Origin of the sequence: Providencia sp. PROV188 (assembly GCF_027595165.1) — a bacterium.
GTDB classification, from domain to species: Bacteria; Pseudomonadota; Gammaproteobacteria; order Enterobacterales; family Enterobacteriaceae; genus Providencia; species Providencia lanzhouensis.
This window is the reverse complement of the sequence record NZ_CP097291.1, coordinates 1,171,174-1,194,298: the sequence shown is the minus strand read 5'-3', so window position 1 is coordinate 1,194,298 and position 23,125 is coordinate 1,171,174. Positions and strand designations below refer to the sequence as shown.

The following is a 23,125-nucleotide window of genomic DNA, read 5'->3' as shown; positions in this document are numbered from 1 at the left end:
TTCAATTAATTAAATTAATAAATATATTATGAAATTGCATGAGATAATTTCAGCCATTGATATTTAAATAACAGTAAAATAGTTAGCTCTCAAACAATTAAAATGATTATTAAATTGAATCGAAAATATTTCAATTGAAGTTTATCTGTAAATTTATTTAATGTTATTCATTACAAAAAAAAGAGACCTCATAAAGAGGTCTCCATATATTAATTTGATAATTAGGTTTTAATCATCCAAAAATAGCATTCCACCAGCCAGTAATGGTTTTCATGATGTAATCCCAAATACGACCGACAAACCCCGCTTCCTCTACGGCTTGTTTTGCAACCAGTGGGTGCTGCTCAATCACTTCACCATTAAGAATAAAGTTAATCGTGCCCACTTTTTGGTTTAATGCTAAAGGCGCTTCAAGGGAGTCATTATCCAGTTTGATATCCACTTTTAGGTTTTGTAACTGACCTTTTGGAATAGTCACTGCCACATCTTTTTCGACCCCTAAAGGCACTTCTGAAATGTCACCAAACCAAACACGTTGTTTCTGTAAAACAGCATCCCCTTTAATCGGCGTCACTGTTTCGAAGAAACGGAAGCCCCAAGTGAGTAACTTTTCACTTTCAGAAAAACGAACGCGGTCACTTGGCGCACCTAAAACAACTGAAATCAAACGCATAGGACCATCGGTTGCTGATGCGACTAGGTTATGACCCGCCCCGCTGGTATGTCCTGTTTTCACGCCATCAACATGGAGATTTTGGCTCCACAATAAACGGTTACGGTTAGGTTGACGGATATTATTGAACGTAAACTCTTTCTCTTTATGCAATACATATTCATCAGGTACATCGCGGATCAGCGCTTGCGCTAACACAGCCATATCCCGAGCGGTACTGTATTGCCCTTCAGAATCTAAACCATGTACGGTTTTAAAATGGGTATTGGTTAAGCCAATTTTTTGGACGTAGCCATTCATAAGGTCAACAAAAGATTCTTGGCTCCCCGCAACGTGCTCAGCCAAGGCAATACTGGCATCATTCCCAGATTGAATTACCACGCCTTTATTTAAATCCAATACCGAAACACGGTCTTTCGGTTTCAAAAACATCAAGGAAGAACCTTTTAAAATAGGGTTTCCTGTCGCCCATGCGGCTTCACTCACTGTCACCATATCTTGCGGTGTAATTTTCCCTGCTTTGACCGCTTGCCCGACCACATAGCTAGTCATGATCTTGGTTAGACTTGCAGGATCCAAACGCTCATCAGGGTTACCCGATGCCAAAATTTTACCGCTGTTATAATCCATTAATACAAACGCTTTTGCGTCAACCTGTGGAGCAACTGGTGTCTGAGCTGCATAACTACTTGTGCTCATCACAACGAATAGACTGAACCCGATACCTGTTCCTCTAATTGCTGAGGACAATGTTGTTTTATTCATTGGTTACTCCTTTACTATTAGTGTTGCTATTACCATTCAAAGCGTTCATCACAATCAAACCATGTTTAATAAAATATTCACTAGAAACCAAAAATGCAGTCAAATTCATCGAGATACTGCAAAATATTACGCTAATTAAAGTCCCCCTATACCCTAAACAAAATAAGTGATGATGACCACCGCAATTAATAAATAATAAAGTTTCTCAATTCATTAATTTCATCTATCTTGTTTAGGTCAAAAATACCGTCTTTAAGTTAAAACATAGTCATGGGAGATTCCAATGTTAACTGTCTGGGGACGTACTAACTCTTCAAACGTGAAAAAAGTACTGTGGTGCTTGAAAGAGCTGAATATTCCTTATAATCAAAAAGATGTTGGTGGCCCATTCGGTGGTGTTGATACACCTGAATATAAGAAAATGAATCCAAACAGCACAATTCCAACTTTACAGGATGAAGGCTTTACCCTGTGGGAATCCAATGCAATTTTACGTTACCTTACGGAAAAGTATGATCACTCTCACCTATTGTTAGCCCGTGATCTGCAAGAAAAAGCGGCTGCTGATAAATGGATGGATTGGAGCAGCGCTAATTTGTTTGACCATATCAAGCAGATGATGAACAAAATCGTTCGCGTTCCTGAAGCCGATAGAGACCCGGCTCAAGCCAAAGTCATTTATCAAAATATCGAAAAACTGCTGAAAATTGCGGATGATGCTCTGGCGACTCAAGCCTATTTTAGCGGAGATAAATTTGGTATTGCAGATATTGCCATAGCGCCACTGTTCTACCCATGGCATGAAATTGTGACAGAACGCCCTGAATTTCCTCATTTAGAGCGCTGGTATCAAACACTGACCAAGCGTCCTGCGTTCCAAGAAATTGTGATGTTACCTATCAAATAAGCATTTAGCGTGGCGTTCGTATTGAGCGCCACGGATTTTATTTAACTCATCGGCATATAAAGTGGGTGAGTAAACTCATACTCAAACCCCATTTCTTGGCAAATTCGATTTCCATCGATTGTTTTCCCTGTCGCTTCATGCTCTTCAAGCGCAAATTCTGGCGGTGTTAAGCCTAATGACTTTGCTGCTTCAGTGTAAAACTCCCGACGCGTCGGGTGCTCAGGCGCACATAAATTATAGGTATGTCCACCATTGGATTGCTGGATCAACAACAAAATTGCGGCGATCACATCATCTTGATGCACCATATTTACAGGCTGATTAGCCCCTTTGACTTGTTGTTTCCCTGCTAAGAAGCGACCTGCATGGCGCTTTTCACCCACAAGACCAGCTAATCGTAGTACGTCCACCTGAATATTGGGTAAATCATGCAGCCATTGCTCAACCGCAATTAACGCTTGTGCTGAGGCGGTTTCACCAAGTAACGGCGCATCTTCATTAATGACTCCATCCACATCACCATAGACAGAAGTCGATGATGTAAAGATAACCCGAGGAATTTGATAGCTAATCGCGCTATCAACTAATTGCTCAATCGCCACAATATACTCAGAAAGGCTGACTTTTGATGGCGGTAATAAAATTACCATCACCTCCGCCTCCTCCATTAATTCACATAAATCTTCGGTATCGCATTGTAATTCTGGCGTCAATTGCAGTTGATAACAGTCAATACCAACCCTTTTGGCAGCTTCAACACCATCCAAACTCGTTTTCGTTCCTGCGACCGTCATTCCCTGCGCCATCAAGCGACTCGCTAAAGGAACCCCTAACCAACCTAAACCAATAATGGTGATTTTTTTCATAAGACTGTCCCGCATCCTGAGAAAGTGATTGCATCAATGCCTCATAGATTAGCTGAAAATCATTCAACTTCCGAAGCTATTTTCCAAGGGATTAATCACTATAAAAAACCGGGAACTAATTATTATGAGTTATTTTGAAAAAAAGGGTTGCATTCATAGTGTAAAATCGGATAGCTTGATTAGTATTGAATGTTTAAGCAATTATCCAAATAACTAAACGGAAGCTATTATGACTCGTATTTCACGCAACCATCATCATCACCATCATCCTGATTAGTCTTTCGGGCGATGTGTGCTGGAAGACGATCAACGACTCTTCCGGTGGCTGAAATGCGAATTGAGAAAACCCTCGGAAGATTATCTTCCGAGGGTTTTTTTATTATTAATCAAAAAGATATTTTTGGGATGTGGAGCAAAATTATGTTGGACAAATCACGTTTACGTATCGCAATACAGAAATCAGGACGTCTAAGCGAAGAGTCAAGGGAGCTACTGGCTCGCTGCGGCATTAAAATCAATTTACAACAGCAGCGACTGATTGCTTATGCAGAAAATATGCCTATTGATTTACTTCGTGTACGTGATGACGATATCCCGGGACTGGTAATGGACGGTGTGGTTGACCTCGGTATCATTGGCGAAAACGTACTGGAAGAAGAAGTATTAAGCCGCCAAGCTCGCGGTGAAAATCCGCAATTTACCACTCTACGTCGCCTTGATTTTGGTGGCTGCCGCCTCTCTTTAGCCGCGCCATTAGACTTCAATTATACCGGGGCAGAATGCTTGAATGGATCTCGTGTTGCGACATCTTACCCGTACCTACTGAAACGCTATTTTGATGAAAAAGGCGTGACATTCAAATCTTGCTTACTGAACGGTTCAGTCGAAGTCGCACCACGCGCTGGTTTAGCCGATGCCATTTGTGACCTCGTTTCTACAGGCGCAACCCTTGAAGCAAACGGCTTAAAAGAAGTGGAAGTCATCTACCGCTCAAAAGCGTGCTTAATCCAGCGTGACGGTGAAATGTCTGCCGATAAGCAACAGTTAATTGACCGCATGATGACGCGTATTCAAGGTGTTATCCAAGCACGCGAATCAAAATACATTATGTTGCATGCTCCGGGTGAAAAACTCGAAGAGATCATCGCACTGTTACCGGGTGCTGAGCGACCAACTATTTTGCCATTAGCAGGGGACCAAAGCCGTGTTGCAATGCACATGGTCAGCTCAGAAACCCTATTCTGGGAAACCATGGAAAAACTGAAATCCTTGGGCGCAAGTTCAATTCTTGTTTTACCAATTGAAAAAATGATGGAGTAATTCGCCATGGAACTGGGATTCAATCAACCAATTCGCTGGTCAGACTGCCTTGAAGAGCAGCAAGAAGCTTTACTGATGCGCCCTGCTATTGCCGCCTCTGGCAACATTAGCGCCGCGGTCAGTCAAATTATTGACCAAGTGCGTACAGAGGGAGATGCAGCCCTCATCGCCCTGAGCCAACGTTTTGATAAAACAGACATTACCTCTGTTCGTGTTTCACAAGAAGCCGTTGATGAAGCCCAAGCTCGCCTTGGCGATGACATTAAAGCGGCAATGAACACGGCGATTGGCAATATTCGCCGCTTCCATGAAGCCCAAAAACCTGCGCCGATCACTGTTGAAACTCAAGCAGGTGTGATTTGCCAACAAGTGACCCGCCCGATTGATTCTGTTGGGCTGTATATTCCAGGCGGCTCCGCACCGTTGCTCTCCACTGTCATGATGCTGGGAACGCCTGCAAATATCGCCGGATGCCGCAACATTATTCTCTGCTCACCTCCACCGATTGCAGACGAAATTTTATATGCAGCCAAACTATGTGGCATTACTGATATTTTCCAAGTTGGTGGCGCCCAAGCTATTGCTGCAATGGCATTTGGTACCCAAAGTATTCCGAGCGTTGATAAAATTTTTGGACCGGGTAATGCCTATGTAACGGAAGCCAAACGACAAGTTAGCCAAAGCTACCAAGGTGCGGCTATTGATATGCCAGCGGGGCCATCCGAAGTACTAGTGATTGCCGATAGCCAAGCTAACCCTGCATTTACGGCATCGGATTTACTCTCCCAAGCAGAACACGGGCCAGATTCTCAAGTCATTTTGCTCACCGACGACGCGGATTTTGCACAGCGCGTTATTGAAGAGACTGAAAAACAACTGACGGCGTTATCTCGTGCATCTATTGCGCGTGAAGCGCTCAGCGCAAGCCGAGTGATCATCGCGGACTCTATCAACCAATGTGTTGAAATCAGTAACCGCTACGGACCTGAACACTTGATTTTGCAAACTCGCAATGCCGATGATTTGGTTGAGTCTATCACCAGTGCAGGATCGGTATTTGTGGGAGATTGGTCCCCTGAATCCGCTGGGGATTACGCTTCCGGCACCAACCACGTATTACCAACTTATGGTTACACATCAACCTATTCAAGCCTTGGTTTAGCCGATTTTATGAAGCGAATGACAGTCCAAAAACTGTCGGCTCAAGGGTTACTAGGATTAGCCAACACCATAGAAACTTTGGCACAAGCGGAACAGCTGACTGCCCACAAAAACGCCGTTACCTTACGAGTCACCGAACTAAAAAAACAAAATCAGGAGTGAACTATGAGCCAGACGTTTAACGCAGCCAGCCTTGCACGCGAAAATGTAAAAGTAATGACCCCGTATATGTCCGCCCGTCGTCTTGGGGGAAATGGAGATGTATGGCTCAACGCCAACGAATACCCAACGGCGCCAGATTATCAGTTTATTGAACGCAATCTTAACCGTTACCCAGAGGCACAACCTGCTGGTGTGATTAACAATTATGCCGCCTATGCAGGGTTATCTCCTGAGCAAGTATTAGTGTGCCGTGGCGCGGATGAATCTATCGAACTATTGATCCGTGCATTTTGCGAACCCGGTAAAGATGCGGTGATGTTCTGCCCACCAACATACGGTATGTACAGCATCAGCGCGGAAACCTTTGGTGTAGAACAGAAAAAAATTCTGGCGTTGCCAGATTGGTCACTGAATGTCGCCGCTATCCGCGAAAACTTATCGAATACCAAGCTGATTTACATCTGTAGCCCAAATAACCCGACGGGCAATATCATCGATAATAAAGCGCTGCTGGAAGTATTAGAAATGGCGGCTGACCGTGCGCTGGTGGTCGTCGATGAAGCTTATATTGAGTTTTGCCCTGAGTTCAGCGTCGCTAGCTGGCTTGCCAAATACCCAAATTTAGTAATTTTAAGAACCTTATCAAAGGCTTTTGCACTGGCGGGCTTACGCTGTGGATTTACCTTAGCATCCCCTGAAGTAATTGAAGTTTTACTGAAAGTCATCGCCCCCTATCCGCTCTCTACCCCTGTGGCGCTGATAGCAGAAAAAGCCCTGAATGCTGATGGCATCGCCACCATGAAAAAGCGCGTGTTAGAAATTCGCGAGAATCGCATTGCGCTTTCAGAGGCATTGCGTGAATTGTCTGTCGTTGAAACCGTCTACCCAAGTGAAACCAACTATATTCTGGTGCGTTTTACCGATGGCGCTAAAGTGTTTAAAGCCCTGTGGGATCAAGGCATTATTTTACGCGACCAAAGCAAGCAACCGGGGTTGGTCAACTGCCTGCGTATCACCATTGGTACCGAAATTGAAAACGTCCGCGTTATTGAAGCAATTAAAGCACTTTGCTAATTAGGAAATAGTCATGAGCCAGAAAATTCTTTTTATCGACCGTGATGGAACATTAATTACCGAACCACCGACAGATTATCAAGTGGATAGCCTCAGTAAGCTCGCCTTTGAAAATGATGTCATTCCAAGCCTATTAGCACTGCAAAAAGCCAATTATCGCTTAGTAATGATCACCAACCAAGACGGTTTAGGCACCAAGAGCTTCCCCACGGAAGATTTCAATCCACCACACAATTTAATGATGCAGGTGTTTGAATCTCAAGGTATCCGTTTTGATGATGTGCTGATTTGCCCACACATGCCTGCAGACAATTGCAGCTGTCGTAAACCAAAAACTAAGCTGGTAGAAAGCTACCTCAATGACGGTGTTCTCGATATCGAAAACAGCTATGTCATTGGCGACCGCGAGACAGATATTCAGCTTGCCCAAAATATGGGGATTAAAGGGCTACGTTACAGTGCCAAAGAGCTGAATTGGAATACCATCACCAACCAACTCACTAAGCGTAACCGCTACGCCTTAGTCGAGCGCGTAACCAAAGAGACCAACATCCAAGTGGAAGTGTGGCTTGACCAAGAAGGCGGTAGCAAAATCAACACTGGCGTTGGCTTCTTTGACCACATGTTGGACCAAATCGCCACCCACGGCGGCTTCCGCTTGCGCATTGAAGTTAATGGGGATCTCTTTATTGACGACCACCACACCGTCGAAGATACCGGCTTGGCGTTAGGCGAAGCACTACGCGTCGCACTCGGAGACAAACGTGGCATTGCCCGTTTTGGTTTCGTATTACCGATGGACGAATGCCAAGCACGCTGTGCACTGGATATTTCTGGGCGTCCGCACCTTGAATACAAAGCAGAATTTAAATATCAGCGAGTTGGCGACCTGAGTACCGAGATGATTGAGCACTTCTTCAGTTCGTTATCCTATGCGATGGGCTGCACGCTACACCTGAAAACGAAAGGGAAAAACGATCACCACAAAGCGGAAAGCCTGTTTAAAGTTTTTGGTCGTACCTTACGCCAAGCGATTCGCGTTGAAGGGGATTCCTTGCCAAGTTCGAAAGGAGTTCTGTAATGAAGGTTGTGATCCTCGATACCGGCTGTGCAAACTTAGCGTCCGTCGCCTATGCCGTTAAGCGCCTAGGTTATGACCCAATTGTGAGCCGCGACACAAACACTATTTTACAAGCAGACAGAGTCTTTCTACCGGGTGTTGGCACCGCCAGCGCAGCCATGGAAAAACTGGCTGAGCGTGAACTCATTCCGTTAATTAAAGCACTAACCCAACCCGTTTTGGGTATCTGCCTTGGAATGCAATTACTCGGCAGTATCAGTGAAGAAGGTCAAACAGAAATTCCACTGTTAGGATTGATCGACAGCCCCGTTCGCAAAATGGATGCAAACGGCTTACCTGTCCCTCACAGTGGCTGGAATCAAGTGAAAGCACTCGCGGGCAATCCCCTGTTTAAGGGGATAAGCGACGATGCCTATTTTTATTTCGTACACAGCTATTCAATGCCTATTTCCGCCAACACCATCGCGCAAACACAATATGGCAACCTGTTTAGTAGTGCCGTGAATAAAGATAATTTCTATGGCGTGCAGTTCCACCCAGAACGTTCGGGTGCTGCGGGTGCTCGCTTGATCCAAAACTTCTTGGAGATGTAAAAACCATGATTATTCCAGCATTAGACTTAATTGATGGCACCGTAGTGCGTTTACATCAAGGGGATTACGCCAAACAAACGGACTATGGCACAGATCCACTCCCTCGCTTACAAGATTATGAAAAGCAAGGGGCAAAACTGCTGCACTTAGTGGATTTAACGGGCGCTAAAGATCCACAGAAACGCCAAATTTCTCTGCTGAAAAAACTATTGGCAGGCGTGACCGTTCCGGTGCAAGTTGGGGGCGGAATTCGTACTGAAGAAGATGTCAAAGCGCTGTTAGATGCTGGTGCGACTCGCGTGGTGATTGGCTCGACGGCAGTGACCCAACCAGAGTTAGTCAAAACGTGGTTCCAACGTTATGGTGGCGACGCTATCGTACTGGCGCTGGATGTTCGTATTAATGCCCAAGGCATCAAAGAGATTGCCATTAGTGGTTGGCAAGAAAACTCAAACTTATCCCTTGAACAAGCTATTGAAATGTATCGCCCTTATGGCTTAAAACATGTGCTATGCACCGATATTTCAAAAGATGGCACGCTGGCGGGTTCCAATGTGGATTTATACCGCGAAATCAGCCAAAAATTCCCTGATATCGAGGTGCAAGCCTCTGGCGGAATTGGTAATTTAAACGATATCGCCGCACTACCAGCTTCTGGCGCAGCAGGCGTGATTGTGGGTCGCGCATTATTAGAAGGTAAATTTACCGTAACGGAGGCAATCCAATGCTGGCAAAACGCATAATTCCTTGTTTGGATGTCCGTGACGGACAAGTGGTTAAAGGGGTGCAATTTCGCAACCATGAAATCATCGGTGATATCGTTCCACTGGCTCAACGCTATGCCCAAGAAGGTGCTGACGAGTTAGTTTTCTATGATATCACAGCCTCATCTGACGGGCGTGTTGTCGATAAAAGCTGGGTCGCCAAAGTGGCCGAAGTGATTGATATTCCATTCTGCGTTGCGGGTGGGATCAAAAGTGTCGAAGACGCCGCGCAAATCCTCTCTTTTGGTGCGGATAAAATTTCTATCAACTCCCCTGCGCTGTCCGACCCTACACTGATTAGCCGCCTGGCTGAGCGCTTTGGCGTTCAGTGTATTGTGGTCGGTATCGACACCTGGTTTGATGCGCAGACCAATGAATACTTAGTTTATCAATTCACTGGCGATGAAAAACGCACAACCCAAACCCGCTGGAAAACCCTTGATTGGGTGAAAGAAGTTCAGGAGCGTGGCGCTGGAGAAATTGTTCTCAATATGATGAACCAAGACGGTGTACGTCAAGGTTACGATCTGGTACAACTGAAAAAAGTTCGTGAAGTGTGCCAAGTTCCACTGATCGCCTCCGGCGGCGCAGGGGAAAAAATCCACTTCCTAGATGCCTTTACTGACGCAGGTGTCGATGGCGCTTTAGCCGCTTCGGTGTTCCACAAGCAGATTATTAACATCGGTGACTTAAAGCAGTACTTAGCAGAAAATGGAGTTCAAATTAGAGTATGTTAACCACAGAACAATGTAATCAGCTTGCATGGCAAAAAGTCGATAACCTGATGCCCGTCATCGTTCAGCACGCTATTTCTGGCGATGTTCTGATGTTAGGTTATATGAACCAAGAAGCGCTACAAGTCACCTTAGAATGTCGTAAAGTCACCTTTTTCTCTCGCACCAAACAACGTTTGTGGACCAAAGGGGAAACCTCCAACAACTTCCTGAATTTGGTAGATATTGTTGCTGACTGCGATAACGATACGCTACTTGCCATGGCTCTGCCTGATGGTCCCACCTGCCATAACGGCACCACCAGCTGCTTTGCACCGGCTCAAAGCGAATGGGGCTTTTTATATGAATTAGAAACCTTACTGAAAGAGCGCAAAAATGCCTCCCCAGAAAGTTCATATACTGCCCGCCTGTATGCTAGCGGCACCAAGCGTATTGCACAAAAAGTGGGTGAAGAAGGCGTTGAAACTGCACTCGCTGCCACGGTTAATGACCGCGAAGAGCTAACCAACGAAGCCGCCGATTTGATGTATCACTTAATGGTTTTACTGCAAGATCAAGACCTTGATTTAACTGCCATTATCAAACGTTTGAAAGAGCGCCATCAGTAACTTGCTTAAGGGTAACTATTTTATGATAGCTGCCCTTACTTTCTTCTCACGTCATTGTTTCTCTCTCTGAACTTGTTATCATTCCCCTCATTTAATGTGGATTTTAGAAGGAGCTCGTTGTGTCTGACAATGGCGTTTTTACACAATTAACCCAATTACTGAATAGCAAAAATGCTAAGTATCGCGTGATGGAACACCCAACGGCGGGAAAATCTGAAGAAGTGGCAAAAATCCGCGGAACACAGCTAGGTCAAGGCGCTAAAGGGTTAGTCTGTCATGTGAAAGGAAATGGTATTCGCCAGCATGTTTTAGCCATCTTACCTGCTGATCAACAAGCAGATTTAGGTAAAATTGCCAAAGCCATTGGCGGTACTCGTGCCTCATTAGCTAGCCCAAAAGAGGTCGATGAACTCACTCACTGTGTCTTCGGCGCTATCCCGCCATTTAGCTTTCATCCATCACTGAAGCTTATCGCTGACCCCTACCTGTTTACCCGCTTTGATGAACTCGCGTTTAATGCGGGAAGCCTAGAGCGCTCAATTATTCTTAATACCCAAGATTACCAGCGTATCGCTTCACCCACTTTAATCGAGTTTATTCGCACAAATGATGAATAACCCATCACTCTGATTGATAAGGAGCCACCATCATCAGCTGGCTCCTAAATGACACTCAACGCGGTTTATCCAAATAATAGGCAGCGATAGTTTCAACAATAATCTGCTCATTGGGTACAACATCATAATCTGGAATGGTAGCAATGAAATTTACCGTTTGTTTTGGTTTAATTGAGCTAGTCACTCTATAGTTTGTTTCCCCAATAAACACGCCATCTTTCAGTAGTTCAAATCGAATATAGGTCTGATATAAAACAACATTTGAAACATTCGTAATGTTGCCAATTATCTCAGGATAATCCAGTTGATCATTATATTTAATTTCAATCTGACTGATATTAATCGGTGCGGGATATGCGACCGCTTTTTCCGAGGATGCATAAAGAAAAGAAGAAAAATAGCTACTAATAATGGAAACCAACAAAATACAACGATAAGAAGCCAGTAAATGAAAAATACGATAAGTTAATTTTTTCATAGGCGTTGACTCAAATTAAAACTGCATGAGTTTGATACTGCATGAGCAAACCTAACACCTAACTGCTTAATTAACGTACTCGTATTATGATAATAAAAAAACCGAAATAGTCACAAAATGATGGGTAATTAATCCTAAAAAGGGCTATCTCGCGATAACCCTTCAAGTTGAAAAAAGAGATTTTAAGTACTATGTCCGATTAATGAGTTTGGTCATACTGCTCACTAGCCTCTTTTAATGCCAGAAAATCTGAGCTGCAAATAAACGCTTTCAATGCTTCGAATTTATCTTCATGCCACTCATAAATCTTCAGCACTAATAATTGCTCGATTACATCAGGGGAAAAGCGTGTATTAATGGGCTTTGCAGGGTTACCGCCTACAATAGTGTAAGGCGCTACATCTTTAACCACAACGCTGTTCGCCGCAATCACCGCACCTTCGCCTATATGAACGCCCGGCATGACAAATGCCCGCATCCCAATCCAAACGCCATCGCTAATAATGGTATCGCCTTTACCAATATAGGCTTCTTCAATATGCTCAAGAAAAGGATACAAACAGAACCAATCTAATCGATGGGTATGATTTCCCCCCATCAAAATAACGGCTTCAGCCCCAATACACACATAATCACCAATATAGAGTTGGTCTACATCCCAAGCTAATTGCCAATCTCGGCTCTGTTCATCGCCTTGTAAATAACGCACGACAGACTGTTCAAAACCATCATCCCAGCAATCACTATAATAACTGTGACGTCCTTTAATATGGATATTGGGGTTTTGAACAACTTCATGTAATAACTGCGTTTTCGACCAATGTTTATTTTTCATGGTAAATAACCTTCAAATCAGTATTTAATTACCATAGAACGCATTCTATGGTGATGTAATTGCGTTCACACTACATCACCACTAACCGATCCTCGGCTGCTTTAACAGTGGATTATTCATCATATCGGTTACTCTATTTTTTCTATTACAGCAGCGCGTTTTATACTGGTTTTTCTTGCAACTAATCCGAAAACACATCCCGCTAGCATTACCAACGCAAGGGACAATTTTGGCGCAATTGGTAACGCAATTGCACATAACCCTAATACAGCGCCACCCGCCATTTGCACAAACCCGACTAATGCAGAAGCCGCTCCCGCTTCGTTACCAAAAGGTTCCAATGCATAGCTGGTCGCGGTACCCATCATAAAGGCAAGCCCAGTACAGGCGCAGGCTACTGGCAGCATATACACTGACCAATGGGTTTGTGTTTCAGGTGAAAGCACCATCAAACCGAATAATAAACCGATGCAGCCGAGTGCCATCATGACACTACCAATAGATAAACACGCTGGACGCCCCATTTTTCGAATGCAGTAATTCGCGATATAACTCGCCAGCATGATCCAGAAGCCATTGACACCAAAGACAATGGAAAATTCGAGAGGCGATAGCTTAGCATCCCCCATTAATACGCTAGGAGCTAAAGAGACATACGTCAGTGCCATGCCCATTGCGCCAGCATTGACTAACGCGAAAATCAAAAAATGCTCGCTGGTTAAAATTCGAAAATAGCTCTTAAATTGAAGCTTTTTAACCTGTTGTAAACTGGATGGGCGTGTTTCTGGTAGGAAAAATAGAATCAGCAAGAAAATTGCCACAGCGTAAATCGCTAAGAACCAAAATGGCGCTCGCCAGCCCCACGCCTCCGCCAGTAATCCCCCTAATAAAGGTGCCAAGGCTGGCACAATATTAAGTGTTCCGTTTAAAAAACCAAATGCTCGTGCGGCTTCAGTCCCATTCATACGGTCGCGGACACAGCTAAATGCCACCACGGAGGTGCAGCACACAGCCACCCCTTGCAACAATCGGGAAGCAATAAATAGCCCTGCCGTCGTTGAGAATGCCGCAACAATGGATCCAGCCAAATAAATCGCTAAGCCAATGATAGCGATAGGCTTTCGACCAAATCTATCGACTAGAGGTCCTGAAATTAGCTGCCCTATCCCTAAGACTAAAATAAATAACCCAATTGTGGATTGGATTATGGACTCGCTACTCCCTAAATCTTTAGCGATAGCCGGAATAGTCGGTAAATACAGGTCTATCCCAAGAGGCCCTAATAGGACTAAAAGTAATAATAAAGCGAGAAATTTATGCATATGACCGATTCTGAACAGGTGAGTTATCGATAGCGATTTTGAAAATGGCTATCGATAATATCAGAATTTCTGCATAGATATCGAATCTTATCGATACTTGGTAATTGCATGAACCACTTCAGTGCCTCTTATCGGTTGCAAATCATCATTATCAATCAAAATGCGAATATCTTTTGGTAATAACGATTCATTCAACAAACGATTCACAGTACGCTGGTTGTCAATCCGATAAATGGTATATCGAATTAGTTGAGTGGAGCCTAAATTATCAAAATAATAATATTCATTCCCTTTTTTCCATACCTGACCAAATCTGTGATGATCTAAATCCCCCACCTTTTCCCAAGGTGCGCTATTCGTCTCATTGAAACGATAAATTTTTGTACTCCGTGAAATTAACCCCGGATTTTTATTCGTTCCCCAAATCTCAGAATCCTGTAGATAATAAGTTTGGTTATTATGAGTGAATACTAAGGGAGCTATTTCCTTTAATTCGCCATCAATAAATGGATTCGCCCCTGCTCGAACAATAATTTCTTTTTCTCTATGGTAGAAAAATACGCCATCTTTAGAGAGAAATAACGCTTGATTCACATGCTGGCTATTACGACTTATTAGTAGGTAAGGCGCATGTTCCTCAGGGAATAAAATGTCATTCATTGCCACATTGCCAGATTGTGGATCAATCAAATAACCCTCTTGAAATAACCCATCCAGTATCAAACTGTATAAACCTGAATGACTCTTTATTGGCAATCTATATTGGTCATAATAGACGTTCAGATTATCACGATAAAAATGAAGGCTATCTCTCACGGAACCATCATCCTGAAGGGAGCCAATATCTTGTAGGGTCGCAGGGTCAGCATCTGGCATATATTCCCCTTGATAAAAAACGCGCTGTCCATCTGTTGCCAAATAACGTAACAATAATGATTGATATGGTGTCGATGATGCAGGAAGTGGTTTCATCGGGTAAATATAGGTTTGTGGTTTATCCCCTAAATCCCAACCATATAACCAAGACTGAAATAATTCATCCATTGTTGAAAGCTCATAATTCCTTACTGAGCCCATTGAACAATATACGGTCTGATTTCCATCGGTAAAATAGTTATTTCCCAGCGATTTTGCACTGTTCGGATTAAATGCAGGGATTAGCAAATTTCCACAATAAGCATGGTTTTTATCGATCGCAAACTGACGCTCATAATAAGTACCTTCCGGTAATAATTTAAAACTTGCAGGATCGGCATCCTTCATCAGATAAAAGCCATTGCTCGGCACACTCGCATAAACTTTATCATTATAAATAACGTAAATACTGTAACCGACTTTTTCGCCCTTACTGTCAACTTCATGATATGGCTCGTCATTCATTGATAATATCATTCCTGATATAAGCGCTATCGAGACGAGAAGAGTGACACCAACTACCATTAAACTTATCGTTTTGGATTTCATGCTGTGAAATACCTATTTTGTTTTTTTAATCTATTTTTGTCTGGATATTCAACGGGAAAAGCGTGAGGAAAGAAATACTCGAAGTCTGAAAGTGTATAAAAAGTTAAAAATAAAAAAGGCGCTCGATTGAGCACCTTTTTTCACTTACGGAAGATAACCTTGCGGTTTATTCTTATTCCATCCACTCAGTGTGGAAAACGCCTTCTTTATCAGTACGTTTATAAGTATGAGCACCAAAGTAGTCACGCTGCGCTTGAATTAAGTTCGCAGGCAGCACCGCTGATCGGTAGCTATCGTAGTAAGAGATAGCCGCTGAGAATGTTGGTGTTGGGATACCGTTTTGAACACCGTAGCAGACAACATCACGCAGAGCTTGTTGGTACTCATCTGCGATTTGCTTGAAGTAAGGTGCTAACAGTAGGTTTGCGATCTGTGCATTGTCATTGTATGCATCAGTGATTTTTTGCAGGAACTGCGCACGGATGATACAGCCAGCACGGAAGATTTTCGCGATTTCGCCGTAGTTCAGATCCCAGTTGTACTCATCTGACGCTGCTTTCAATTGCTGGAAGCCTTGAGCGTAAGAAACGATTTTACCTAAGTAAAGTGCACGGCGTACTTTCTCGATAAAGACTTTTTTATCGCCTTCAACCGTTTTCAGTACTGGGCCAGTTAAAACTTTAGATGCGGCAACACGTTGGTCTTTCAGGAAAGAGATATAACGCGCAAAGACAGATTCAGTGATCAACGTCAGTGGGATGCCAAGATCTAAAGCGCTTTGGCTAGTCCATTTACCTGTACCTTTGTTAGCCGCTTCATCTAAAATTACATCAACCAGATATTTACCTTCTTCATCTTTTTTCTTGAAGATATCCGCTGTAATTTCAATTAAGTAGCTGCTCAGTTCGCCTTGGTTCCACTCGGAGAACGTTTCCGCCAGCTCTTCATTGCTCAGGTTCAGAGAACCTTTTAATAAAGAGTAAGCTTCAGCGATTAATTGCATATCACCGTATTCAATACCGTTGTGAACCATTTTCACATAATGACCAGCTCCGTCTGGGCCAATGTAAGTCACACACGGTTCGCCTTCCGCTTTCGCTGCAATCTCTTTTAAGATTGGGGCAACTAATTCGTAAGCTTCTTTTTGTCCACCAGGCATGATTGAAGGGCCTTTCAGTGCGCCTTCTTCACCACCGGAAACACCTGTACCGATGAAGTTGAATCCTTGTTCTGACAATTCGCGATTACGACGGATAGTGTCTTTGTACAGCGTGTTACCACCATCGATTAAAATGTCGCCTTTGTCTAAATGTGGCGTTAATGCAGCAATAGTTTTGTCTGTTGCTTCACCCGCTTTAACCATCAACAGGATGCGGCGTGGTTTTTCCAGAGAGTCGACAAACTCTTCAATCGTGTAGTTGGGAACTAATTTTTTCCCTGGATTTTCGGCAATGACTTCATCAGTTTTATCTTTTGAACGGTTAAAAATAGAGACTGAATAACCGCGACTTTCGATGTTCAGGGCTAAGTTGCGACCCATGACCGCCATTCCGACAACACCAATCTGCTGCTTTGACATGAAAAACTCCTGTCTGATTAGGACCAAGTCAGCCTCGATTGTGCTGACATTCTGTTAACGGGATCACATGTTAACTCAGGATGCCGCTCCATGGTAGTTATTGATGCAATCGATAAACTAATCGAATCATTTTTTGCCAAATATCACGCTACTTGAATGAATTTTTATTGATATTTAAGTCAACAAACCTCATTATTCACCAGTCGGTATAAGCCGTCATATCAGAAGGTAAAACAAACTGTATGGAATGGATCGCAGATCCTTCGATTTGGGCGGGTTTAGCTACCCTAATCGTTCTTGAAATCGTTCTTGGTATTGATAACCTCGTTTTTATCGCCATTCTGGCCGATAAACTCCCAGCTAAACTGCGTGATAGAGCTCGTATCACAGGGTTAACGTGTGCCCTGGTAATGCGTATCATTCTGTTATTCAGCCTTTCATGGTTGATCACGCTGACCCAACCTATTCTAACTCTATTTGAGCATCCATTTAGTGCCAGAGACCTGATAATGCTTATCGGGGGGATATTCCTCTTGTTTAAAGCCACCATGGAGCTAAACGAGCGGTTAGAAGGAAAGGACGAACATACCAATAACCAACGTAAAACCTCCAATTTCTGGGCGGTTGTCGCGCAAATTATCGTATTGGATGCGGTGTTCTCATTGGACTCCGTGATCACTGCGGTCGGTATGGTTGACCATATCGGCGTTATGGTTGCAGCGGTGACTATCGCCATGATGTTAATGATCTGGGCAAGTAAACCACTGACCAGCTTCGTTAATGCGCACCCAACCATCGTCATTTTGTGCTTAAGCTTCTTACTGATGATTGGTTTCAGCCTTGTGGCTGAAGGTTTTGGTTACGCCATTCCAAAAGGTTATCTGTATGCAGCGATTGGTTTCTCTATCATGATAGAGATGCTCAACCAGTTTGCGCAGTTTAACCGCCGTAAATTCTTAAAAGGTAGCCGTCCTCTGCGTGAACGTACCGCAGAAGCTGTCTTACGTATTTTAAGTGGTAAAACTGAACGTGGTGAATTAGACGCAAGAACCTCTGATTTAATCTCCGATAATCAATCTGTGTTTGACCCACAAGAGCGCTTAATGATTGCTCGTGTATTGGGTATGGCGCAACGTAACGTCGAAAGTATTATGACGTCCCGCCACGACGTCGATTATTTGGATATTAACAAATCGTCTGCAGAACTGATTGAACTGATGGAAAAAAATCCACACTCACGTTTTGTTGTTGTCGATGAAAGTATCGGCGATGACCCGATTGGCGTGGTTTATGTGCTGGATTTAGTCAAACAGCAACTTAGTGGTGAACAACTGAATTTACGTGCGCTGGTTACTCAGCCACTTATTTTCCCTGAAGGTTTATCACTGTTAAAAGCGTTAGAACAGTTCCGTAAAGCACATACCCACTTTGCATTTGTAGTCGATGAATTCGGCTCAGTCGAAGGTATCGTGACATTAACCGACGTGATGGAAACTATCGCAGGTAATTTACCCGTTGGCGATGAAGAAAATGACTCCCGCCATGACATTCAAAAATTGGACGATGGTACATGGATTGCCAATGGCTTTATGCCACTGGAAGATTTAATTATGTATATCCCAATGGAGCTGGATGATAAGCGCGAGTATGAAACCATCGCGGGTCTTTTAATGGAGCATTTACAACGCGTTCCAGAAGTGGGCGAGCAAGTCGAAATCAATGGCTGTATTTTCCAGCCCCTTGAGGTGAATAGCCATCGCGTGAATAAAGTTTTGATTACACCACCAGCACCAGTAGGTGATGGCTACGATTATGTGGATGACTAATCTTAGTTAATGCAATGTGTGATTAAGACAAGTCACGATTAATACAATCTAAATACCGGCTTTTATCTTAATATTGAGCCGGTATTTTTTTGTCGAGGAAATGACTGCCGTATAACCATTACTAAAAAGTAGTAGCGTTTTTTTAAAGAATTAATTATTTGCGTATTGAATAATTCAAATCGTTTAATAATCAATCTTTAATGAGACTCTACCTATGACTACAATTAATAATACCCAACCAGTCCAACTTCGCCGTATGAGTGTGACTGATCAGCAAGGCAAGACAACTGAATTTTCACGCTCAGCTAAAAGTGTAAATAATGATTCTACTTCTATGCCTAAACCTATTTTGAAAACGGCGAACTCTATCAGTGATGCATCTTCCCCTAAAAAAGCTAAACATGTGAGAATAATCACCACGGATCAAAAAACCGTTCATCTGAAAGATATAAAACAGCTTCATAATGAAGTGAACTCTCTCATTTCATCAATAAGAGCGATTTTCATTGTTGGAGAAACTATTTCTACACAACATGTAATTACAAGTGACTCTACTATTTTCAGTGATGTGAATAGTCAAATAAATAAGTTAGGTGAAAAAATAACAGAACTTAAGAATAAGCTGGATAGTTCAAGTTATAAACACCATAAATCTAAAAAAATAGATCTGGAATCATTAGATAAAGCATTTAAATCAAAAAATGGTTCAATTAATTACCTAAAAAATGAAATGGCGAAACTCCAAGATTCTAAACCTAGTTCTAAAGAGCTGTTAGTGGAAGAACAACAGGATAAAAAAACAGAGCAGCAAAGAGGTTATTATGATCTCTCTGAAAAAAATGCTGCAAAGGAGAGAAGAAAACAGGACTACGCAGAAAACGGTTATGGATAACTAAGACTGTATAATAACTAAATAAAAACCGTCTTCGTTTTATAACAAAAGACGGTCTTATAATATGTTAAAGCGCGTTTAATAAATCATTTAGCCCTTTATTTTCTTCTTTTTTCAAGAAGCTACCAATAGCTTCTTTCGCTTGAGTTCGTAGCTCATTACGCAGTAATTTTTCCACATCTAATTGGTACTGTAAGTTATTCCAACCGCCGTAAATACGTAGTGGAATATTCATACTACGCAACTGCTGAACCAAACGAGAGTCCCCTGCCCATCCGCCAAGAATATTTACGCCTAAATTAACATCGATGGTTTCTTTTGGAATATTCACGCGCCCTTGCCCTGTAATATTCAGCAGTGAAGACGTTGCTTTAAGGGAGGAAATATTCATATTGCCTTTATTGAGATATCCCGACACAGTGAATAAATCCACTTCTGTGAAGCTGTTGGTATCTGTTGGCATATTGATTTTATTAGTGAAACGGGACACCGATTGTTGGATCAATTGCGGAATGTTTAAATCCGCCAATTTAGCACTGCGCAGTTCAAAATTAACCGGTCCTTGCCACTGATTTTTAACCGCATAATCATCGTAGCCAGTACCTGATAACGAAGCATTTAATGAAATAATTCCGCTCAGTTTTTCAGGCATACTAAATGCCTTTAATACCGGAGTAAGATTAATATTATTAAATACAGGTTTTGCTGAAACCTGAGCAGGGATAGCGTTGTAGTTAATGGTCACAGGTAGTGAAAATTGTCCACCAAACGCATTACCCTCTAACTGAGAAATCGTTAAACGTGGTGTTTGGTTATCGCCCTTAATTTTTACCCCGGTCATCGACATGCCGCGATAAATCAATGTGTCCATCGAGACATCAAATTGAGCAGTAAATCCTTTCAATCCCGTTAAATCATACTTCTGCATGTTGGAACCCGAAATAACGGGCTTCACGCCAACACGCTCATTATTACTGACGGTATTTTCAGAAGCTGCATTGGCTGTATTCGATTTACCCGCAGCTGGTGCCTGCCCAATTAACGTATCGAGATTCAAAGTAGGCGAGGATAGATTCACCGTTACATCAGGAATATCGGTTAAATTGACATTGATTGTCCCTACTAATTGGCTGTCATTTGCCTGAATGGCAAGATTCTCAAGACTAATCGCCCCTGAATTGGCTTTTGTATACAGAAAATCTGAGGTGAATTTTCCGCTAATACCATTTTCTGGTAAATCAACACCACTAAGTTGATAATCAAACTGCGTGATTTTTCCACTTACCTGCTGAGATAATTTAGATAAATCGATATCTGATTTAATATCAAAATTAAATTCTTGTTGGTTCTTATTTAAATTACCGCTGAATTTCATCGCAACTTGTTTATCATCACTTTTTTTCAGTGACAGATTAATATTGCGTAGGTTGTATTCATCTTTTGATGTTTGCCAGATAACTAAGCTGTTGGTGATATCAATTTTACTGATATCGAGTAACCATTTGCTTTTATCTGTTGTATCGGAAGGTGCTTGGCTACCGCCAGGGGCAACAGGAGTGTTAACCGTCGTAATCGGTTCACTCTCAGGTGTTTTGCGAATTACCGCCCCATCAATGACAATTTGCTCAACAGACAGTCGATGGGAAATTAGTGGCCATAAATCCACATCTAAGCGCATATTTTCAGCACTTAAAATAGGCTGGCTGGCGTTAGGTGCTGTGACTGAGACTGGACCAGTAATGATGCTCAGTGTTGGCCATACATGCCAACGCATATCACCTTTGAAATCAAGTTGGTAACCACTTTTTTTCTCAACTTGTTGAACGAGGTAGCCTCTAAAATCATTCGGGTTCACTAACATCACTAAAGCTGTTAGCCCCGCCACTACCACTACAAGTAAAATAATCAGCGTCGTTAAAAACCGTTTCATGCATCCCTCTCTTTTACTTTATTTGTCACACCTTTCGCCAGTCACTCCTTGACGCTAGCGATTGCTGACCTCTTCAAACTCCATAGAAGAGGTCGCTCGCTATCTTGCTGTATTAGTCTTGGCTAATACGGCTACCAACGGCACCTTGTTGGTTTTTATATTTTGCATCTTGTCGGCTGTTATAAGGTCTGTCTGCACTGCCTGATAGCGGTTCAAAGCTTAGTGCACCAATTACCATGCCTGGACGTAATGCTAAAGGTAATTTACCTGAGTTATAAAACTCTAACACAATTTGGCCGCGCCAGCCTGGATCAATCCGGTGGGCTGTGACGTGAACCATTAGTCCAAGTCTTGCTAGTGAAGAACGTCCATCTAACCAACCGACTAAATTATCGGGTAGCGTGACGGATTCTAGCGTAACTGCCAGTGCCAATTCACCAGGGTGAAGGAAGAAAGGTTCGTCATCTTTAAGAACAATTTCATCGCTCATCACACGGTCTAGCGCCGCATTGACTTCATCTTTTGGTCCACTGAGATCAATAAATGCCGCAGTATGTCCACGAAAAACACGAAATTGGTTTCCAAGACGAACATCCGCGGTCGCTCCGTTGATCCGTTCAATCGGTGGACGCGGGCTAATAACAAGTCGACCTTCATCCATCCACTGAATTATATCGCGGTCACAAAGACGCATGATCACTTTCCCCCTTCATTATTTATATATTTATGGCAGCTCATCGCTGGTGATATTTGACGCTATCAGTCCTGACAGAATTCACCAATTTTCGCTTTCAAAATATCAATCGCCACACGGTTTTTACCGCCACGAGGTACGATAATATCGGCATATTGTTTCGATGGTTCAATAAATTGTAAGAACATTGGGCGAACCGTTTTATTATACTGTTCAATCACGGAGTCTAATGTTCTTCCTCTTTCATTAACATCACGTTTAATACGGCGCATTAAGCAGATATCCAGCGGCGTATCCACAAAAATAGAGAAATCCATCTCTTCACGTAAACGCTTGTCTGTTAATAATAGGATACCTTCAATAATAATGACCTTTTTTGGTTTAAAACTGACGGTTTGCTGTTTGCGAGTATGAGCGACATAGTCATACTGAGGAATTTCGACGGCTTGACCACTTTTCAGTGCTTTGAGGTGTTCATAAAGCAAACTGTGATCCATTGAATTTGGATGGTCATAATTCACTTTTAGTCGTTCTTCCATAGGAATATCTGTCTGATCTTTATAGTAACAGTCTTCTGGAATAACACCGATATTATGATCACCAACCTTTTCTCTTAATTCCCGATATAAGGTGCTTGCAATTAGGCTTTTGCCAGATGCAGAAGCGCCCGATATACCTACAATGGTACAGTGATGCGATATGTCAGTCATAAAATGGTAACCTGGTTAAAAATTTTAGAAATGAAGTGCATAACATCATAGTGTTATGGTTGGCGGGAAT

At 42.7% G+C, this 23,125-nt stretch carries 22 protein-coding genes and 1 other annotated feature; of the genes, 12 read left to right on the top strand and 10 right to left on the bottom strand.

Features of this window, described 5'->3' with window-relative positions; translation table 11 throughout:
* Window positions 1–232: 232 nt before the first annotated feature.
* Window positions 233–1,438 (bottom strand): serine hydrolase, encoded by a 1,206-nt coding sequence (locus tag M5X66_RS05345; protein WP_154599918.1) that lies wholly within the window; start codon window positions 1,436–1,438, stop codon window positions 233–235.
* A 283-nt stretch (window positions 1,439–1,721) separates the two neighbouring features.
* Here M5X66_RS05345 and M5X66_RS05340 point away from each other — a divergent pair, with 283 nt between their 5' ends.
* A complete protein-coding gene (locus M5X66_RS05340; RefSeq protein WP_036951905.1) occupies window positions 1,722–2,345 on the top strand; it encodes a glutathione S-transferase family protein in 624 nt (207 codons plus the stop codon).
* Between the two features lie 41 nt (window positions 2,346–2,386).
* Here M5X66_RS05340 and M5X66_RS05335 read toward each other — a convergent pair whose 3' ends face one another.
* On the bottom strand, window positions 2,387–3,211 hold the full coding sequence (locus M5X66_RS05335) for an SDR family oxidoreductase (protein ID WP_036951908.1): 825 nt from the start codon (window positions 3,209–3,211) through the stop codon (window positions 2,387–2,389).
* 252 nt (window positions 3,212–3,463) lie between these two features.
* Window positions 3,464–3,591: a sequence feature (His leader region), on the top strand.
* Between the two features lie 40 nt (window positions 3,592–3,631).
* Between M5X66_RS05335 and hisG the strand changes: the two genes are divergently transcribed.
* From hisG to M5X66_RS05290, 9 genes are all read left to right on the top strand, one after another.
* Entirely contained in the window at window positions 3,632–4,531 is a 900-nt protein-coding gene (gene hisG / locus M5X66_RS05330) for an ATP phosphoribosyltransferase (RefSeq protein ID WP_036952018.1), read from the top strand.
* A 6-nt stretch (window positions 4,532–4,537) separates the two neighbouring features.
* Complete coding sequence (gene hisD / locus M5X66_RS05325) at window positions 4,538–5,854, top strand: histidinol dehydrogenase (RefSeq protein ID WP_036951911.1); 1,317 nt, start codon at window positions 4,538–4,540, stop codon at window positions 5,852–5,854.
* 3 nt (window positions 5,855–5,857) lie between these two features.
* The gene (gene hisC, locus M5X66_RS05320) at window positions 5,858–6,928 is read left to right on the top strand and encodes a histidinol-phosphate transaminase (RefSeq protein WP_270103917.1); all 1,071 of its coding nucleotides are present in this window, start codon (window positions 5,858–5,860) and stop codon (window positions 6,926–6,928) included.
* A gap of 13 nt (window positions 6,929–6,941) precedes the next feature.
* Window positions 6,942–8,009 (top strand): bifunctional histidinol-phosphatase/imidazoleglycerol-phosphate dehydratase HisB, encoded by a 1,068-nt coding sequence (hisB, locus tag M5X66_RS05315; protein ID WP_036951917.1) that lies wholly within the window; start codon window positions 6,942–6,944, stop codon window positions 8,007–8,009.
* Entirely contained in the window at window positions 8,009–8,602 is a 594-nt protein-coding gene (hisH, locus tag M5X66_RS05310; RefSeq protein WP_036951920.1) for an imidazole glycerol phosphate synthase subunit HisH, read from the top strand. The genes hisB and hisH overlap by 1 nt, the downstream gene beginning before the upstream one ends.
* A 5-nt stretch (window positions 8,603–8,607) precedes the next feature.
* On the top strand, window positions 8,608–9,345 hold the full coding sequence (hisA, locus tag M5X66_RS05305; protein WP_270103916.1) for a 1-(5-phosphoribosyl)-5-[(5-phosphoribosylamino)methylideneamino]imidazole-4-carboxamide isomerase: 738 nt from the start codon (window positions 8,608–8,610) through the stop codon (window positions 9,343–9,345).
* Window positions 9,327–10,103, top strand: coding sequence for an imidazole glycerol phosphate synthase subunit HisF (gene hisF, locus M5X66_RS05300; RefSeq protein ID WP_036951926.1), 777 nt, complete (start codon window positions 9,327–9,329; stop codon window positions 10,101–10,103). The genes hisA and hisF overlap by 19 nt, the downstream gene beginning before the upstream one ends.
* Window positions 10,097–10,708, top strand: coding sequence for a bifunctional phosphoribosyl-AMP cyclohydrolase/phosphoribosyl-ATP diphosphatase HisIE (hisIE, locus tag M5X66_RS05295; protein WP_036951929.1), 612 nt, complete (start codon window positions 10,097–10,099; stop codon window positions 10,706–10,708). The genes hisF and hisIE overlap by 7 nt, the downstream gene beginning before the upstream one ends.
* A gap of 188 nt (window positions 10,709–10,896) precedes the next feature.
* Window positions 10,897–11,325: a YbaK/prolyl-tRNA synthetase associated domain-containing protein gene (locus tag M5X66_RS05290; RefSeq protein ID WP_230082515.1), complete on the top strand. Its 429-nt coding sequence runs from the start codon at window positions 10,897–10,899 to the stop codon at window positions 11,323–11,325.
* A gap of 55 nt (window positions 11,326–11,380) precedes the next feature.
* On the opposite strand, the gene M5X66_RS05285 is transcribed toward M5X66_RS05290, so the two are convergent.
* From M5X66_RS05285 to gndA, 5 genes are all read right to left on the bottom strand, one after another.
* Entirely contained in the window at window positions 11,381–11,803 is a 423-nt protein-coding gene (locus tag M5X66_RS05285; RefSeq protein WP_196712265.1) for an FxLYD domain-containing protein, read from the bottom strand.
* 199 nt (window positions 11,804–12,002) lie between these two features.
* Window positions 12,003–12,638 (bottom strand): CatB-related O-acetyltransferase, encoded by a 636-nt coding sequence (locus tag M5X66_RS05280; protein ID WP_270103915.1) that lies wholly within the window; start codon window positions 12,636–12,638, stop codon window positions 12,003–12,005.
* 128 nt (window positions 12,639–12,766) lie between these two features.
* The gene (locus M5X66_RS05275) at window positions 12,767–13,960 is read right to left on the bottom strand and encodes a multidrug effflux MFS transporter (RefSeq protein ID WP_036951940.1); all 1,194 of its coding nucleotides are present in this window, start codon (window positions 13,958–13,960) and stop codon (window positions 12,767–12,769) included.
* An 87-nt stretch (window positions 13,961–14,047) separates the two neighbouring features.
* Entirely contained in the window at window positions 14,048–15,340 is a 1,293-nt protein-coding gene (locus tag M5X66_RS05270; protein ID WP_230084995.1) for a DKNYY domain-containing protein, read from the bottom strand.
* Window positions 15,341–15,596: 256 nt separating this feature from the next.
* Entirely contained in the window at window positions 15,597–17,003 is a 1,407-nt protein-coding gene (gndA, locus tag M5X66_RS05265) for an NADP-dependent phosphogluconate dehydrogenase (protein WP_108478980.1), read from the bottom strand.
* 242 nt (window positions 17,004–17,245) lie between these two features.
* On the opposite strand from gndA, the gene M5X66_RS05260 reads away from it, so the two are divergent.
* Both M5X66_RS05260 and M5X66_RS05255 read left to right on the top strand, forming a co-directional pair.
* On the top strand, window positions 17,246–18,829 hold the full coding sequence (locus M5X66_RS05260) for a TerC family protein (protein ID WP_036949673.1): 1,584 nt from the start codon (window positions 17,246–17,248) through the stop codon (window positions 18,827–18,829).
* Between the two features lie 214 nt (window positions 18,830–19,043).
* Window positions 19,044–19,721 carry a hypothetical protein gene (locus M5X66_RS05255; RefSeq protein ID WP_154609424.1) on the top strand — a complete coding sequence of 226 codons (678 nt, stop codon included), beginning with the start codon at window positions 19,044–19,046 and terminating at the stop codon, window positions 19,719–19,721.
* Between the two features lie 67 nt (window positions 19,722–19,788).
* On the opposite strand, the gene asmA is transcribed toward M5X66_RS05255, so the two are convergent.
* The 3 genes from asmA to udk form a co-directional block, all read right to left on the bottom strand.
* Window positions 19,789–21,651 (bottom strand): outer membrane assembly protein AsmA, encoded by a 1,863-nt coding sequence (gene asmA, locus M5X66_RS05250; protein WP_154599913.1) that lies wholly within the window; start codon window positions 21,649–21,651, stop codon window positions 19,789–19,791.
* A 112-nt stretch (window positions 21,652–21,763) separates the two neighbouring features.
* A complete protein-coding gene (gene dcd, locus M5X66_RS05245) occupies window positions 21,764–22,345 on the bottom strand; it encodes a dCTP deaminase (RefSeq protein WP_036949679.1) in 582 nt (193 codons plus the stop codon).
* A gap of 65 nt (window positions 22,346–22,410) precedes the next feature.
* Window positions 22,411–23,055: a uridine kinase gene (gene udk / locus M5X66_RS05240; protein ID WP_036949681.1), complete on the bottom strand. Its 645-nt coding sequence runs from the start codon at window positions 23,053–23,055 to the stop codon at window positions 22,411–22,413.
* Window positions 23,056–23,125 lie beyond the last annotated feature (70 nt).